Raw genomic sequence first — 14133 nt, forward strand, 5'->3', positions numbered from 1 at the left:
CGCGCAATGGCCGAACCCGTTCCCCATACCCTTGCCGAAGACGCCTATGCCCTGATGATCGGCTGCGTGCTGGTGGTGCTCGGCATTGCCTTCCTGCACGCCGCCGGGCTGGTGACGGGCGGCATCGCCGGCGTGGCGTTGCTCGTGTCCTACGTGGTGCCCCTGCCGGCCAGCCTCCTGTTCACCATCATCAACGTGCCCTTCTTCTGGTTCGCCCGGCGGGCGATGGGCACGAAGTTCATGATCCGCACCATCCTGGTGAACGGCGCGATAGCGCTGTTCGGCACATTGCTGCGCCTGTCGATGCGGGTAACGGACGTGCACCCGTTGTTCGCAGCCCTTGTCGGGGGCACGGTGATCGGCCTCGGCATCCTGTTCCTGGCGCGCCACAATGCCGGCGTAGGGGGCACCGGCGTGATAACCTTGTGGCTCCAGAAGCACCGCGGCTGGAACGCGGGACGCACGCAGATCGCGATCGATGTCGTGATCCTGCTGGTGTCGCTCCTGGTCCTGCCGGCGGGCCGGATCGCCTGGTCCGCCCTGTCGGCGGCAGCGATCAGCGGTGTGCTGATCGCCTGGCATCGGCCGGGGCGCTACACGGGATATTGACGCTCACGGTATCGGCGGCAGGAGCACCTCCGCCGCCAGCCCATTGGCCCAGATGTCGGATCCGGGGGCTGCATGAAAGCTGAGGCTCACCGTGCGATCGGCGCGCAGCACGTACCGGGCGCTCTCGACCGAGCACGATCCGGACGATTCGGCGAGGGTGGCCGTCGCCGCCGTGGCAATGGCCAGCGCCATCCGTCAGTCCGCCTTCTTCAGGTGCCGCCGCCCCAACAGTTCGGCGATTTGCACCGCGTTCAGTGCCGCGCCCTTGCGGAGGTTGTCGGAGACGCACCACAAGGCAAGGCCGTTCTCCACCGTCGAGTCCTCGCGCACGCGGCTGATGAATGTGGCATATTCGCCCACGCACTCGATCGGCGTGACGTATCCGCCGTCCTCGCGCTTGTCGACCAGCATGATGCCGGGCGCCTCGCGCAGGATGTTTTGCGCTTCCTCCCCCGACAATTCGTTCTCCAGCTCGATGTTGATCGCCTCCGAATGGCCGACGAACACCGGCACGCGCACGCAGGTGGCGACCACCTTGATCTTGGGGTCGAGGATCTTCTTGGTCTCGACCACCATCTTCCATTCTTCCTTGGTCGACCCGTCGTCCAGGAAGCTGTCGATGTGCGGGATCACGTTGAACGCGATCTGCTTGGTGAACTTCTGCGGCGTGGGCTGGTCGCCGACGAAGATGTCGCGGCTCTGGCTGAAGAGCTCGTCCATGCCCTGCTTGCCCGCGCCGGAAACCGACTGGTAGGTCGCCACCACCACCCGCTTCACGGTGGCCGCGTCGTGCAGCGGCTTGAGCGCCACCACCATCTGCGCGGTGGAGCAGTTCGGATTGGCGATGATGTTCTTCGCGCGATAGCCGTCGATCGCCTCCGGGTTCACCTCCGGCACGATCAGCGGCACGTCCGGATCCATGCGATAGAGCGACGAATTGTCGATCACGGTGCAGCCGGCCGCCGCGAACTTGGGCGCATAGACGCTGGTCGCTTCCGAACCGATCGCGAACAGCGCCATGTCCCAGCCGGCCGGATCGAAATGCTCGATATTCTGCACCTTGAGCTGCCGGCCCGTCTCGCCATAGTCGACGGTGTCGCCAACCGAGCGGGAGGAGGCGAGCACCGCGATCTCGTCCGCCGGAAACTCGCGCTCCGCCAGAATGTTGAGCATCTCGCGCCCGACATTGCCCGTCGCGCCCGCGACGACGACCCGATAGCCCATGATATTCTTCCTCAAACTTGCGTCGGCGCGGCCCTAATGGAATTGCGCAAGAGGGCGCAACCGCCTTCCTGCCATTGCGTCGTCAAGCCCAGCTATGCGTCCGCCGCAGCACGGGCCGCTCCCCATAGGTCAGCCATCGCCACAGCCATTCCAGCGGGCCGATCGCAAAGGCCCGCAGCCACAGATTGGCGGCGAGCAGCAGCACTCCGTTCACCGCCAACGCCATCATCGCCCAACCCAGCCAATGGTACCGCCCCCACAGCTCGGCCGGGCTCCACGGTGCAAACAGGACCCACAGGCAGATCAGCGCCTGCAGCAGGTAGATCGAGAACGCCGCCTGCCCCGCGGCACGCAACGGGGCCAGCATCGCGCGCCCGACCGCGGTGCGCAGCGCCAGCGTGACCAGCGCGAGATGGCCGAGCGTCACTGCCAGCCGCGCCGGTTCGTCGAGCATCAGCTCGATCACCGGCCCGGGCTCGCGCGCCAGCATCGTCGGCAGGTTCCACCCGCGCACCGCCAAGCCAAAGCCATAGCCGGCGACCATCACCGCGAGGTAGAAGGCGGTGGAGCGGCGCCCCTGCGTTACGCCCCATTTCCACAGCGCCATGCCGATCAGCATCGTGCAGAACGCCTCCATCACATACCGGGCCAGCCCGCCATTCAGTGTATTGTCGAGCCACAGGTCCCAGTGGAACCGCGCATAGGCGATCACCCCTGATCGTCGCGCGGTCAGTTCGCGCTCCAGCATCCGCTTCGCCCCCTCGCCCGGCGTGTAGGCGTCGCGCAGTTCCTGCCACTGACCCAGCGCCGCGCGCTCGGCGGCGGTCAGCGGCACGCCCGCCGCACGGTGCGCCTGCGCCGTCGTCACCGTTGCGTACAAGGCGCGCCGCTCCAGATAGCGGCTCCCGCCATCCCAGCTTGTATAGGCGGCGAAGACAAGCCCCATTGCCAGCAACCACCCGGGGCGCACCCGCCGGAACGAGAACAGGAACAGAGCTGCCAGGGCGTAGATGAACAGGATGTCGCCGAACCACAGCAGCACGAACACGTTGGCGAGGCCGAAGACGAGCAGCCACAAGTTTCGTCGGAAATAGACGTCCGCCACCGCGACCGGATCGCCCGGCGCCATCACACGCGCGGTCAGCAGCAACGTGCCGGCGCCGAACAGCAGCTCCAGCAAGCCGCGCTGCGTGCCGTCCACCAACAGGTGCACGATCGCAAACACGCGAAAGTCTGCGGCGGACCAGCCATCCCCGAAGATGCCGGCCAGCGGCGCGGCCATCTGGGGGATGTTCATGAACAAAATGGCCAGGATCGCCAAGCCGCGCAGCATGTCCAGCTGCACGATCCGCTCGTGCGGGGCGACCGGCGCAAGACTCCCGGGGAGGGAGCCCGCGCCGGCCTCGCTCGGCTCCGTCACTTCGCCGGCTTGCTCTTCACCTCGCGGTCGAGGAAGTTCATGATCGTCGTCCAGACATGCACGTCGCGCGCGGCGGTGTGCGTCTTGCCGGGATAGAACATCATCTCGAACGGCACGTTCTCCGCCTGCATCTTCGCGGCAAAGGCGGTGGAGTTGTCCAGCACCACATTGTCGTCCGCCATGCCGTGGATCAGGAGCAGCGGATCGGTGATCTTGGGTCCGTTCTCCACCGCGCCGGACGCGGCGTAAGCGGCCTTGTCGCGGTTCTTCGGGTCGGCGCCCATATAGCGTTCGGTATAATGGGTGTCGTACAGCTCCCATTGCGTCACCGGCGCACCGGACACACCGGCGGCGTAAACCCCCTGGTTCGCTTCCAGCATCTTCAGCGTCATGTAGCCGCCATAGGACCAGCCATAGGTGGCGATCTTCGCCGGATCCACGAACGGCAGCGACTTGAGGTAGTTGGCGCCCGCCAGCTGGTCGGTCACCTCCACCGAGCCCATGGCGTGCCAGATCTTGTCCTCGAACGCCTTGCCGCGGTTCGGCGAGCCGCGATTGTCGATCTTGAAGTAGATATAGCCCTGCCCGACGATGTACTGCGGCATCGGCCCCTGCCACCCGCGGCCGACGACCTGGCTGTGCGGGCCGCCATAATGTTCGAAGAACACGGGGTACTTCTTGCCCGGCTCCAGCGGCGGGGTGATCATCTCCCAGTAGAGCGTCTCGCCGTCGCTGGTCTTCAGCGTGCCGAACTGCGTCTGCTGGTGGGCGGCAAGATACGGGTAATAAGGATGGCCCGGCACCACCCTGTTCTCGTTGATCCACGAGATCCGCTTGCCGGTCGCGTCCGCCAGATACACCTGGGTCGGCTGGGTGGGGTTCGACCGTGCGACGATCAGGCGGGATGCAGCCTTGTCCATCGTCGCGCCGTTCGACCATCCCGTCTCCGTCAGACGCGTGATCGCGTTGGGGCGTGCGAGGTCGACCGAATAGACGTTGCCGGCAATCACGTCATCCTTGGTGCCGGTGAAGAACAGACGGCCCTTCGCCTCGTCCAGCCCGACGAGCCCGGTGACCGCCCAAGGCCCCTTGGTCAGCTGCGTCCACTTGCCACGGCCGTCTGCCGGAACGCGGTACAGATGGCCCCAGCCGTCCCGCTCCGACCACCAGATCCAGCTGCCGTCCTTGAGGATGCGGTAGTTGCTGGAAAGGTTCACCCAGCTCTTCGGCCCGGACTTCTCGCTGAACAGCACCCGGCTCTTGCCCGTGGCGGGGTCCACCGCCAGCACGTCCAGCACCGTTTGCGTCCGGTTCTGGCGCTGCACGAGCAGCTGCGATCCATCCTGCGACCAGTTGACCCGCGCCAGGTAGATGTCCGGATTGGTTCCCAAATCGACCTTCACCTTGCCCGAGCCGTCCGGCTTCATCACATACAGCTCGACCGCCACGTTCGGCGTGCCTGCTGCGGGATAGCGCTGGTCGAACACCCGGGTGCCGTTGGCGCCGATCGCCGCGCGCGTGACGACGCCCACCGGCGCCTCGTCGAACCGCTCCACCGCGACGTACTTGTCGCCCGGGGCCCACCAATAGCCGGTGTCGCGGTCCATTTCCTCCTGCGCGACGAACTCGGCCTCGCCCCAATGGACGGTGCCCGCGCCATCGGGCGTGACCTTGGCGGCCTGCCCGCCGGCGATCGGCTGCACGTAGAGGTTCTGGTCGCGCACGAAGCTGACATAGCCGTTGCCGGGGCTCAGCGCCGGGTTGAGCTCGCCTGCCGGCGTATTGGTCAGGCGCCGGACGCTGCCGTCCAGGCCGGCGAGATACAGGTCGCCATCGAGCGGCACCAGGATCGACTTGCCATCCGGCGACCAGTCATAGGCGACGATGCCCTTGAGGCCGGTGATGCGCGCGCGCTCACGCTGCATCTTCTCCGCCTCCGACAGCTCGGCGCCGGTGCCGAGCTTCTTCGAATCGATCAGCATCCGCTCCTGGCCGGTGCGCGTGTCCGTTGCCCAGAGATCGAGCCGCTCGCGATCGTCGGCGCGGGGACGCAGCGACGTGAGCAGCGTGCCGTCGGGAGACAGGCGCAGCGAGCGCGGCTGCGCGCCCGAGAGGTCGGGGCTCTGGTACAGCCGCTCCAGCGTCAGCACCTGAGACGCCTGGCGCGCGCTCGCCTGGGCCGGATGGGGCTCGGGCTCATGCGCCATGGCCGACGCCCCCCAACCGGCAAGCATCGCCCCTGCCAGCAGCCACGACTTGCGCATTCGCCATCTCCGTATGTCTCTGATTGCCCTGCTGTCGCGGAAAGCGACGGGATGCTGCGTTATTGCGCCGAGTGAAGCTGCCGTAAAGGCCACAGCATGGAACAGAAGCGCCGAACCGTTGCGCAAGGCATTGCGAAACTTCGGTTGCGGGAGCATGACGCGCCGATGACACCTCCCCCCGCGGATGGATCGCGCGATCGCCGGATCGAAGATCCTACCAACCTCTGGATCATTCACCCCGCCAGCCGGGCGCTGCTTCCGCGCGCCTTGCGCCTGGGCATCTCGGCAAATGCGGTTTCGGTGGCCGGCCTGGTCACCGGCGCGCTGGCCGCCCTGGCCTATTACCGGGGCTTGCCGCTGCTGGGCCTGCTGCTCTGCGCGGGCTGGCTGATCGCCGACGGGCTTGACGGGATGATCGCCCGCGCCACCAAGACCGCCAGCGCACTCGGGCGCTTTCTGGACGGCTTGTGCGACCATGGCGTGTTCGCGCTGCTCTACATCGCCCTGGCCGCTTCGGTCGGCACCGGCGAGGCCTGGGCGTTCGCGCTGGCGGCGGCCGCGTTCCATGCCGTGCAGTCGAGCATCTATGAGGGCGAGCGCACCCGCTATCACCGGCGAACCCGTGGCCTGCCCCGGCCGCCCGCTTCTGCCGTGACCGCCAATGGCCTCGTCCGCTTCTACGATCTGTTCGCCAACGCGCTGGATCGCGTCGGCGCCCCGGCCGATGCCGCGCTCGACCAGGTGCCGGGGCTGCGCGGCCGCTACGCCGCGCTGGCCGTACCGCCCATGCGCCTGATGGCCCTCGAAGCTGCCAATGCGCGCGTGATTGCCATCTTTGTGGCGGTGTTGCTCGGGAACCCCTATCTGTTCTGGGGCTTCGAGATCGTCGTGCAGAGCATTGTCCTCGTCGCAGCCGTGCTATGGCATCGCCGCGCCGAGAACCGCATCAATCGCGCCGCCGGGATGGCGGCCGCCCCTTCAACGTCTCTCAACAGGGAATTGGGACTGGAATGACTGAAATCCGCGTTGCCATCGTCGGCATCGGCAATTGCGCCTCGAGCCTCGTCCAGGGCCTCGAGCATTATCGCGCAGGCGCCAACGACACGATCGGCCTCATGCACCAGAAGCTCGGCGGCTACGAGCCGAGCGACATCAAGGTCGTCGCCGCGTGGGACGTGGACGAGCGCAAGGTCGGCCGCGACGTCGCGGAGGCGATCTTCGCCAAGCCGAACAACACCGCCGTGTTCGCGCCCAACGTCGCCTCCACCGGCGCAGTCGTGCAGATGGGCCGCATCCTCGACGGCGTCGCGCCGCACATGGCGGAATATCGCGACGACCGCACCTTCGTGGTGGGCAAGCATGAGGAAGCAACGCGCGAGAGCGTGGTCGCCACCCTCAAGGAGACCAAGGCGGACGTCCTGATGAACTACCTGCCGGTCGGCAGCCAGGAGGCGACCGAGTTCTACGCGCAGTGCGCGATCGATGCCGGCGTCGCCTTCGTCAACAACATCCCCGTCTTCATCGCCTCCGACCCGGAATGGGCCGAGAAGTTCGAGACCGCGGGCGTGCCGATCATCGGCGACGACATCAAGGCCCAGATGGGCGCCACCATCGTTCACCGCGTGCTGACCGACCTGTTCGCCAAGCGCGGCGTGAAGCTGGACCGCACTTACCAGCTCAACACCGGCGGCAATACGGACTTCCTCAACATGTCCAACCGGGCACGGCTGAAGTCCAAGAAGATCTCCAAGACCGAGGCGGTGCAGTCGGTCGCAGCCGAGCGGCTGGAGGACGAGAACGTGCATATCGGCCCGTCCGACTACGTGCCGTTCCAGAACGACAACAAGGTCGCCTTCATCCGCATGGAAGGCCAGCTGTTCGGCGGCGTGCCGATGAATCTGGAGATGCGCCTCTCGGTCGAGGACTCGCCTAACTCGGCCGGCGTCGCGATCGACATGATCCGCTGCGCCAAGATCGCCAGGGATCGCGGCATCGGCGGCGTGATCGACGCGCCCTCCGCTTACTTCTGCAAGCACCCGCGCGAGCAGATGACGGACGACCAGGCGTTCGAGGCCGTCGAGCGTTTCGCTTCGGTCCACTGAGGCCAATCGGAGCCATGTCGCGTATTCGCACCGCCGTGATCCTTGCCGCGGGCATGGGCAGCCGGCTGCGCGACATGGCTCCGCTGAAGCCGCTTTGTCCGGTCGCGGGCAAGCCGCTGATCGACCATGCGCTTGACGGCCTTGCAACCGCAGGCTTTTCCCGCGCGATCGTGATCCTCGGCTATGGCGGCGACGAGATCGCCCGCCATCTGGCGCGCCGGCACGGGCGGCTGACGTTGGAGGCCGCACGGACACCGGACTGGCTGCAGCCCAACGGCGTTTCGGTGCTGGCCGCGGCACCGCTGCTGGCCGGCGAAGACGCAGTGCTCGCCATGTGCGACCATCTCGTCACGCCGGACCTGTATGCGCGCCTCGCTTATGCCGGCACCGGCGGCGGGCTGCGCCTCGGCATCGACCGCCGGCTCGGTCACCCCTGGATCGATCCCGAGGATGTCACCTGCGTCGCCACCAGGGGCGATCGCATCACCGCCATCGCCAAGGGCCTGGAAACGTTCGACGCCTATGACACGGGCGTTTTCGCGATCGGGCCGGCCTTTCTCGACGTTCTCGCCACCCTTTCGTCGCCATCGATCTCGCAGGGCGTGACCGCCCTTGCCGCCCGCGACCTCGCCTTTGTCGAGGATTGCAGCGACCTGGCCTGGCTCGACGTGGACGATGCCAAGGCACTCCACGCCGCCGAACAGTGGATGCGCGCTGCGGCGTGATCGCCCGGCGCGCTTAGATCCCGCTCCCGTCGGCGCCGGGGATGAACAACAGGTCCGCCGCTTCATCCAGTGACCGCAGTCTGGCGCGGTTGGCGGAGCAATCGCCCACCCGATGTGCGGTCACCTGCCAGCGATAGGTCGCCGGGCGGGGAACGCTCCGTTCCTCGGCAAGCCCATCGGTCTGCTCCTCGCCGTAGATGTTGAGCTTCAAGTCGCGCCGATCGTACCTGCCGCTCAGGCGCAGGCTCAGCTTGCTGTGCGACCTGCCGATCGCAAGGCTGCGCAACAGGCAGGATCGCCGCCCGCCGATGCTGCCGTCCTTGACGTCCATCATCAGACGCCCGCAAAGCTGCGACGGGTTCGGCATGCTGGACCGATCGCCCGCCAGTTGCTGCAGCGCTCCCGCAAGACTGTCGTCTGGCAGGCACGCCGAAAAACCGAACCGCAGCCCCGAACCCGCCCCGGTACTGGGAATCCGCTGCACCGCCACGTTGCTGGCATCGCCGCTGCCCAGCGTGGTGCTGCGTTCGAAACGCCATTCGCCGCCGCGTAGCCGGGGTTCCGGGCCGGCAGTATCGATGCCCATGTCATCGGGAGCGATCACCACCACGCTGCGATCCTGCTCCTGGGGCGCGGGCACGGGCCGCTGCTGCGCCCCACCGAGCATCGTCGCCAAGCCGATCAGGGCCACGTTCGTCACCCATCGCATGCCATCTCTCCCGCTTGTCGGAGATGCTATCGGGGGAAGCTGCCCCGCGCCAGCCTCATCGCCAGGAAAGCCGCCGCCGCTCCACCAGCGAGCGCCATGCCCATTCGACCGGCCCGATGCGCCAACGCCGGACATAGAGGATCGCCACACCCAACAGCATCGCGTCGACAGCGAGGGCAAGGAGCATCATCTCCGCCCAGCCCAGCCGCCCGTACCAGGCCAGCCCCCAGGGCGGGAACAGCACCCACAGGCAGATCAGCGATTGCGCCACATAGATAGAGAGCGCCACCCGTCCCGCCGCCGCAAAGGGCAGCAGCACGCCCGTCCCCGTCCGCGTGCGAAGCAGCAGATGCACCGCCGCGAGATGCCCCAGCGTGACCAGCAATCGCGCCCATTCGCCGGCGATCCACAGGACGTTGGGTGGCGGCACTGGCTGCATCGCGGCATCCGCCCCACAGGCGCGCAAGGTGAGGCCAAGCCCGTAGCCGATCGCCAGCAGCAGCCAGTAGACCCGCGGGGGCGATTGTCCCTGCAAGACCCCCAACCGGAACAGGGCCGCACCGATCAGCATCGCGCTGGCCGCCTCCCAGATCCATTGCAGCTCCAGCCCTTCGGCTTGCCAGCGGAGGAACTGCTGCCATGCCATGACCGCCCAGCTGGCTGGCGTGCCGCTGCGGGCGCGGTCCTCCTCGGCGATCTCGCGTGTCGCTGCGACCTGCTTCTCGGCTGCCTCTCGCCGCGCCCGTGCGACCTCGACAGTAACAGCGCCTCGGGCCTCCAGGCGGGCGATCCGTTCGGTGCGGGCCTTTTCCTGCATCAGGACGGGCGCACCGGCGACGAGCTGCAGGGTCGCCATGAACAGTCCGGTCATCAGCAGGACCGACACGGTCGCGCGGCGGAACCACATCGCAGCGAGCGCGGCAAGCGCATAGGTGTGCAGGATGTCGCCCGGCCAGAGCAGCACGAACACATGCACGAGCCCGAGGCCGAGCAGGACGAGGTTACGCCAGGCATAGCCGCCCAGCACACGCGCCGCGTCCATCCGCGCTGCTGCACGATCGGTGAGGATCACCATGCCCGCGCCGAACAGCATTTCCAGCAATCCGCGTCCCGTGCTGGCCAGGAATATCTCCCGGAACGCCCACACGCTTCGATCGGCGGTGCTCCATCCGAAATGGCGCAGGTCGCTTGCCGCCGCTGCGATCGCCCCGCCCATGTCGGAGATGTTGAGGAACAGGATCGCGAGGATCGCCAGCCCGCGCAGCACATCCAGGCTCGCCTGGCGGGAGGCGCCGTCCGGCTCAGTCGATGAGGCAAGCGGTGCGATCACGGGGCGGAACGATCCGAAGGCGTGGGTCGGCAGGAGGCGGAAACAAAAAGAGCGGGCAACCTTCGCTGCCCGCTCCCCTTGCTCTTGCGATAGCTCGCGACGTTACTCGGCGGCCGCCTGCGTACGCGTATCGCGACGCTCGGCGATGCGCGCCGACTTGCCGGTACGACCACGCAGGTAGTACAGCTTTGCACGACGCACCGCGCCCTTGCGGACCACCTCGATGCTGTCGATGTTCGGCGAGTAGAGCGGGAACACGCGCTCCACACCCTCGCCGAAGCTGATCTTGCGAACGGTGAAGTTCGAGCCCATGCCCTTGTTCGAACGGGCGATGCACACGCCCTCATAGTTCTGCACGCGGGTACGGTCGCCTTCGACCACCTTCACGCCGACCTTCAGCGTATCGCCAGGGCGGAATTCCGGGATCTTCTTGTTCTCGAGGAACTTGGCGATGTTCTCCGCCTCGAGCGTCTGGATGAGGTTCATCTCATTCGTCCTTCAATCGTCGCCGCGCGCCAGAGGGAGGCTGGACCCGAGCGCCCTCATGGCGCTCCCACAGATCCGGCCTCCTTAGCCGTGTGTCGATCCCGGCCTGTTGCTTGCGCCAGGCCGCGATCCTCGCATGATCCCCCGATCGCAGCACTTCGGGGATCGTGCGCCCTTCCCAGTCGACTGGTCGGGTATAATGCGGATATTCGAGCAGCCCCGTTTCGAAGCTCTCGTCGTCCCCGCTGGAAGCCGCGCCCATTACGCCGGGAAGCAGCCGAACGCAAGCATCGAGCAGCACTAGGGCGCCCATTTCGCCGCCGGACAGGATATAGTCGCCGATCGAGACCTGCTCGATCGCCCTCGCTTCGAACAGACGCTCGTCAAAGCCCTCGAAGCGTCCGCATAGCAGCACCACGCCGGAGCCCGCCGCGAGTTCCCGCACCCGTTCCTGTGTCAGCGGTCGCCCCCGCGGCGTCAGCGCGATCGCCGGCCGGTGGTCGGCCACGCCGTCGAAGGCACGCGCCACCACGTCCGCCCGCAACACCATGCCCGCGCCACCACCCGCCGGCGTGTCGTCCACCGTGCGGTGCTTGTCTGTCGCGAAATCGCGAATGTTCACCGCCTCGCACGACCATCGATCCTCCGCCAGCGCTCGCCCGGCCAGCGAATGGCCCAGCGGCCCGGGGAACATGTCCGGGTACAGCGTCAGGATCGTCGCCGCGAAGGTCATAGCGCCCAGTTCTCGACGACAAGGCCCGGTATGTCGGCGAAATCGCGCTCGTTGTTGGTCACGATGGTCAGCGCGTTGGCTAGCGCATGCGCCGCGATGAGCCTATCATAGCTGCCTCTTCGGAAGGGCAGGGAAGCGTAGGCGAACGCCGCCTTGTAGTCGAAGTCGAGAACCGGCACCTCTTCCAGAAAGGCGCGAAGCTGATCCATGGCTGGCGGCTTCGCACGAGCAGAGCCATAGGCGATCTCGGCGATAGCAACTGCACTTGTTACGATATCGCCCTCGTCACACTGCGCCGCGCGACGGCCCAGTGCATCGCTTGTGGCCATTACCAAGGCAATGATCGCATTGCTGTCCAGCATATACTTCATTGCGAAATGGGCCAGTCGAGCGCCCGATCCTTGAACACCCGATCCTCCTGAGCGATTGGTTGCAGGTTCGTCGCCGAACCGCATACCTTCCCGATCGCGAACTTGCGCTTGGGCGCCTCGACCGGCTCCAATTCGAAACGGCCGCGCTCCTCGCGCACGATCATTTCCGTGCCCTCCGCGATGCCCAGCGCCTTGGGCAGGCGGAGCGCGACCGAATTTCCCGACTTGAACACCTTGGCGCGATATTCGTTACTCATGACCGCCTCCGTAGATACATCATGTATATACATTGGCCCCGAGGAGCAAGGATGGACGACTGCATCATCATCGGCGCCGGTCCTGCCGGGCTCACCGCGGCCATCTATCTCGCCCGCTTTCACCTGAAGATACGGTTGTTCGATTGCGGCTCTTCCCGCGCCGCCTTGATCCCCTGCACGCACAATCATGCCGGTTTCCCGGAGGGGATCAGCGGGCTCGACCTGCTTGCCCGCATGCGGGCCCAGGCCGAGCGATATGGCGCGGTCCGCGAGGCGGTGCGCGTGCAACGAATCGAACCGGGAGAGACCTGGACGGTCGAAACCGCAAGCGGCACCTTCCGGTCCCGCTCGGTGCTTCTCGCCACCGGCGTGGTGAACAACCGCCCCAGGTCGCTGCCAGACGATCTCCACGATGAGGCGCTCGCCCGCGGGCTGCTGCGGTACTGCCCGATCTGCGACGGGTACGAGGTGACCGACAAGCGCGTCGGGGTGATCGGCACCGGCGATCACGGCCGCCGCGAGGCGCTGTTCCTGCGCGGCTATACTCGGGACGTAACGCTGATCGCGCCGGATGCCGAGCACATGCTGGATGCGGCATGTGTGGCCGCGCTGGACGAGGCAGGCGTGATCCGGGTCGATGGACCATGCGGTGATTGGGCGATCAAGGACGACTGCCTGGTCGTCGAAACGGCAGGCGGGCTGCTTTCGTTCGACAGCGTGTACCCCGCCCTCGGGTCGGTAATCCGGTCCGAACTCGCCATTGCCGCGGGTGCACGAGGAACCGAGGACGGCTGCCTGGAGGTGGACGACCACCAGCGCACGTCCCTGCCCGGCCTCTTCGCCGCCGGGGACGTGGTGAAGGGCCTGGACCAGATCAGCCATGCGATGGGCGAGGCCGGCGTGGCCGCCACCACCATCCGCAACATGCTGAGCGAGAAGGAGCCGCTGCGCCGCTGACGGTCAGCGAGCGAAACCGCCCCAGCGATTCTCCATCAGGTACCAGATCGGCAACGTGGCGAAGAGGGCGAAGCTGCCGCACAGGAAGCTCCCCAAAAGGAACACTGCGCGCCAGCCGGCTTCTTCGCGGGTCGGCGTCGGATCAGGGTCCATACGCCCATGTAGATCGAAATGGCGATCGTGACGATCGCCGCAGGAATGAGGATCGTGGCCCAGAGGCGCGCATCATGCCGCCAGCGCAGGAGGAACGCCGCACCGCACCACGCCAGTGCCGCAAGCAAGGCCACCGCAATCGTCATCGCCAGCAAGATCATCAGCCCTACTCCGCGAAGGCTGGCTCCACCACCAGCCGCTCGGCGGACCACTCAGGCACCGCTTCGGGCCGCATGGGTACCATGAAACGGCCACCCGCGTCGCGCTCGATCTCCAGCACGTCGCCCGCGCCGAAATTTTCAACCAGGACCACCCGGCCGATCGCCTCTCCCGTGGTGAGCACCACCGGCAGGCCGATCAGGTCCGCATGGTAATATTCCCCGTCCTCCAGCCCCGGCAGCGCGTCGCGTGCCACCGTCAGCTCCGTTCCACGCAGCGCCTCCGCAGCGTTGCGGTCGCGCACTTCGGCAAAACGGGCAATCGCCCCGTTGCTCCCCTCGCGCAGCGAGGAGAGCGTCAGCGCGCCATTGTTGAACGCCCCGAAGGCGGAGAAGTCTTCCGCGAAGACCTTCAGCCGCACTTCACCGCCGATCCCGTGCGCGCCGATGACGACCGCCAGAACGATCTGGCGGTCGTCCGCCGCATCAGGCGTCGGGCGACCCGTCGCCGCCTGCGGGGGCGTCGTCGGCGCCTTCGGCCGGCTCCTGCGTGGAGACGCCTTGGTTGGTGGCGTCTTTCTGCTCATCGCCGGAAGTCCGTTCGGGATTGCCGGGGGTATCGTTGGCCGAGCTCA

The 14133-nt window shown here is 66.9% G+C and carries 17 protein-coding genes; 5 read left to right on the forward strand and 12 right to left on the reverse strand.

All coding sequences use genetic code 11. The annotated features are described in order from the left end of the window. Window positions 1-6: 6 nt before the first annotated feature. On the forward strand, window positions 7-609 hold the full coding sequence (locus DVW87_RS00535; protein WP_114685838.1) for a DUF6198 family protein: 603 nt from the start codon (window positions 7-9) through the stop codon (window positions 607-609). Window positions 610-612: 3 nt separating this feature from the next. Here DVW87_RS00535 and DVW87_RS00540 read toward each other — a convergent pair whose 3' ends face one another. From DVW87_RS00540 to DVW87_RS00555, 4 genes are all read right to left on the reverse strand, one after another. Then, window positions 613-801 carry a hypothetical protein gene (locus tag DVW87_RS00540; RefSeq protein ID WP_114685839.1) on the reverse strand — a complete coding sequence of 63 codons (189 nt, stop codon included), beginning with the start codon at window positions 799-801 and terminating at the stop codon, window positions 613-615. A 3-nt stretch (window positions 802-804) separates the two neighbouring features. After that, window positions 805-1833 (reverse strand): aspartate-semialdehyde dehydrogenase, encoded by a 1029-nt coding sequence (locus DVW87_RS00545; RefSeq protein WP_114685840.1) that lies wholly within the window; start codon window positions 1831-1833, stop codon window positions 805-807. Window positions 1834-1915: 82 nt separating this feature from the next. After that, a complete protein-coding gene (locus tag DVW87_RS00550; RefSeq protein WP_114685841.1) occupies window positions 1916-3253 on the reverse strand; it encodes a DUF418 domain-containing protein in 1338 nt (445 codons plus the stop codon). Beyond that, window positions 3250-5517 (reverse strand): S9 family peptidase, encoded by a 2268-nt coding sequence (locus tag DVW87_RS00555; protein ID WP_114685842.1) that lies wholly within the window; start codon window positions 5515-5517, stop codon window positions 3250-3252. Before DVW87_RS00555 ends, DVW87_RS00550 begins: the two co-directional genes overlap by 4 nt. A 96-nt stretch (window positions 5518-5613) precedes the next feature. Here DVW87_RS00555 and DVW87_RS00560 point away from each other — a divergent pair, with 96 nt between their 5' ends. From DVW87_RS00560 to DVW87_RS00570, 3 genes are read left to right on the forward strand one after another with little or no spacing between them, the layout of a single operon-like run. Continuing rightward, window positions 5614-6531 (forward strand): CDP-alcohol phosphatidyltransferase family protein, encoded by a 918-nt coding sequence (locus DVW87_RS00560; RefSeq protein ID WP_239017695.1) that lies wholly within the window; start codon window positions 5614-5616, stop codon window positions 6529-6531. Then, entirely contained in the window at window positions 6528-7619 is a 1092-nt protein-coding gene (locus DVW87_RS00565; RefSeq protein ID WP_114685844.1) for an inositol-3-phosphate synthase, read from the forward strand. The genes DVW87_RS00560 and DVW87_RS00565 overlap by 4 nt, the downstream gene beginning before the upstream one ends. Window positions 7620-7633: 14 nt before the next feature. Beyond that, window positions 7634-8344, forward strand: a complete 711-nt coding sequence (locus tag DVW87_RS00570) for a phosphocholine cytidylyltransferase family protein (RefSeq protein WP_114685845.1) — start codon at window positions 7634-7636, stop codon at window positions 8342-8344. Between the two features lie 13 nt (window positions 8345-8357). Here DVW87_RS00570 and DVW87_RS00575 read toward each other — a convergent pair whose 3' ends face one another. The 6 genes from DVW87_RS00575 to DVW87_RS00600 all read right to left on the reverse strand — a co-directional run bounded on the left by DVW87_RS00575 (window position 8358) and on the right by DVW87_RS00600 (window position 12230). Next, complete coding sequence (locus DVW87_RS00575; protein WP_147276161.1) at window positions 8358-9035, reverse strand: hypothetical protein; 678 nt, start codon at window positions 9033-9035, stop codon at window positions 8358-8360. Between the two features lie 73 nt (window positions 9036-9108). Next, a complete protein-coding gene (locus DVW87_RS00580) occupies window positions 9109-10383 on the reverse strand; it encodes a DUF418 domain-containing protein (protein WP_239017696.1) in 1275 nt (424 codons plus the stop codon). A 102-nt stretch (window positions 10384-10485) separates the two neighbouring features. Continuing rightward, on the reverse strand, window positions 10486-10869 hold the full coding sequence (gene rplS, locus DVW87_RS00585; RefSeq protein ID WP_114685847.1) for a 50S ribosomal protein L19: 384 nt from the start codon (window positions 10867-10869) through the stop codon (window positions 10486-10488). Window position 10870: 1 nt separating this feature from the next. Beyond that, a complete protein-coding gene (gene trmD / locus DVW87_RS00590) occupies window positions 10871-11602 on the reverse strand; it encodes a tRNA (guanosine(37)-N1)-methyltransferase TrmD (protein WP_114685848.1) in 732 nt (243 codons plus the stop codon). Continuing rightward, the gene (locus tag DVW87_RS00595) at window positions 11599-11973 is read right to left on the reverse strand and encodes a type II toxin-antitoxin system VapC family toxin (RefSeq protein WP_114685849.1); all 375 of its coding nucleotides are present in this window, start codon (window positions 11971-11973) and stop codon (window positions 11599-11601) included. The genes trmD and DVW87_RS00595 overlap by 4 nt, the downstream gene beginning before the upstream one ends. Then, window positions 11970-12230 (reverse strand): AbrB/MazE/SpoVT family DNA-binding domain-containing protein, encoded by a 261-nt coding sequence (locus DVW87_RS00600; RefSeq protein ID WP_114685850.1) that lies wholly within the window; start codon window positions 12228-12230, stop codon window positions 11970-11972. The genes DVW87_RS00595 and DVW87_RS00600 overlap by 4 nt, the downstream gene beginning before the upstream one ends. 51 nt (window positions 12231-12281) lie before the next feature. Here DVW87_RS00600 and DVW87_RS00605 point away from each other — a divergent pair, with 51 nt between their 5' ends. Next, window positions 12282-13187, forward strand: coding sequence for an NAD(P)/FAD-dependent oxidoreductase (locus tag DVW87_RS00605; protein WP_114685851.1), 906 nt, complete (start codon window positions 12282-12284; stop codon window positions 13185-13187). Between the two features lie 35 nt (window positions 13188-13222). On the opposite strand, the gene DVW87_RS17660 is transcribed toward DVW87_RS00605, so the two are convergent. Beyond that, the gene (locus DVW87_RS17660) at window positions 13223-13501 is read right to left on the reverse strand and encodes a hypothetical protein (protein ID WP_147276162.1); all 279 of its coding nucleotides are present in this window, start codon (window positions 13499-13501) and stop codon (window positions 13223-13225) included. A gap of 5 nt (window positions 13502-13506) precedes the next feature. After that, complete coding sequence (rimM, locus tag DVW87_RS00610; RefSeq protein ID WP_114685852.1) at window positions 13507-14085, reverse strand: ribosome maturation factor RimM; 579 nt, start codon at window positions 14083-14085, stop codon at window positions 13507-13509. Window positions 14086-14133: the final 48 nt, after the last annotated feature.

Origin of the sequence: Sphingomonas aracearum (assembly GCF_003345355.1) — a bacterium.
Lineage (GTDB): Bacteria > Pseudomonadota > Alphaproteobacteria > Sphingomonadales > Sphingomonadaceae > Sphingomonas > Sphingomonas aracearum.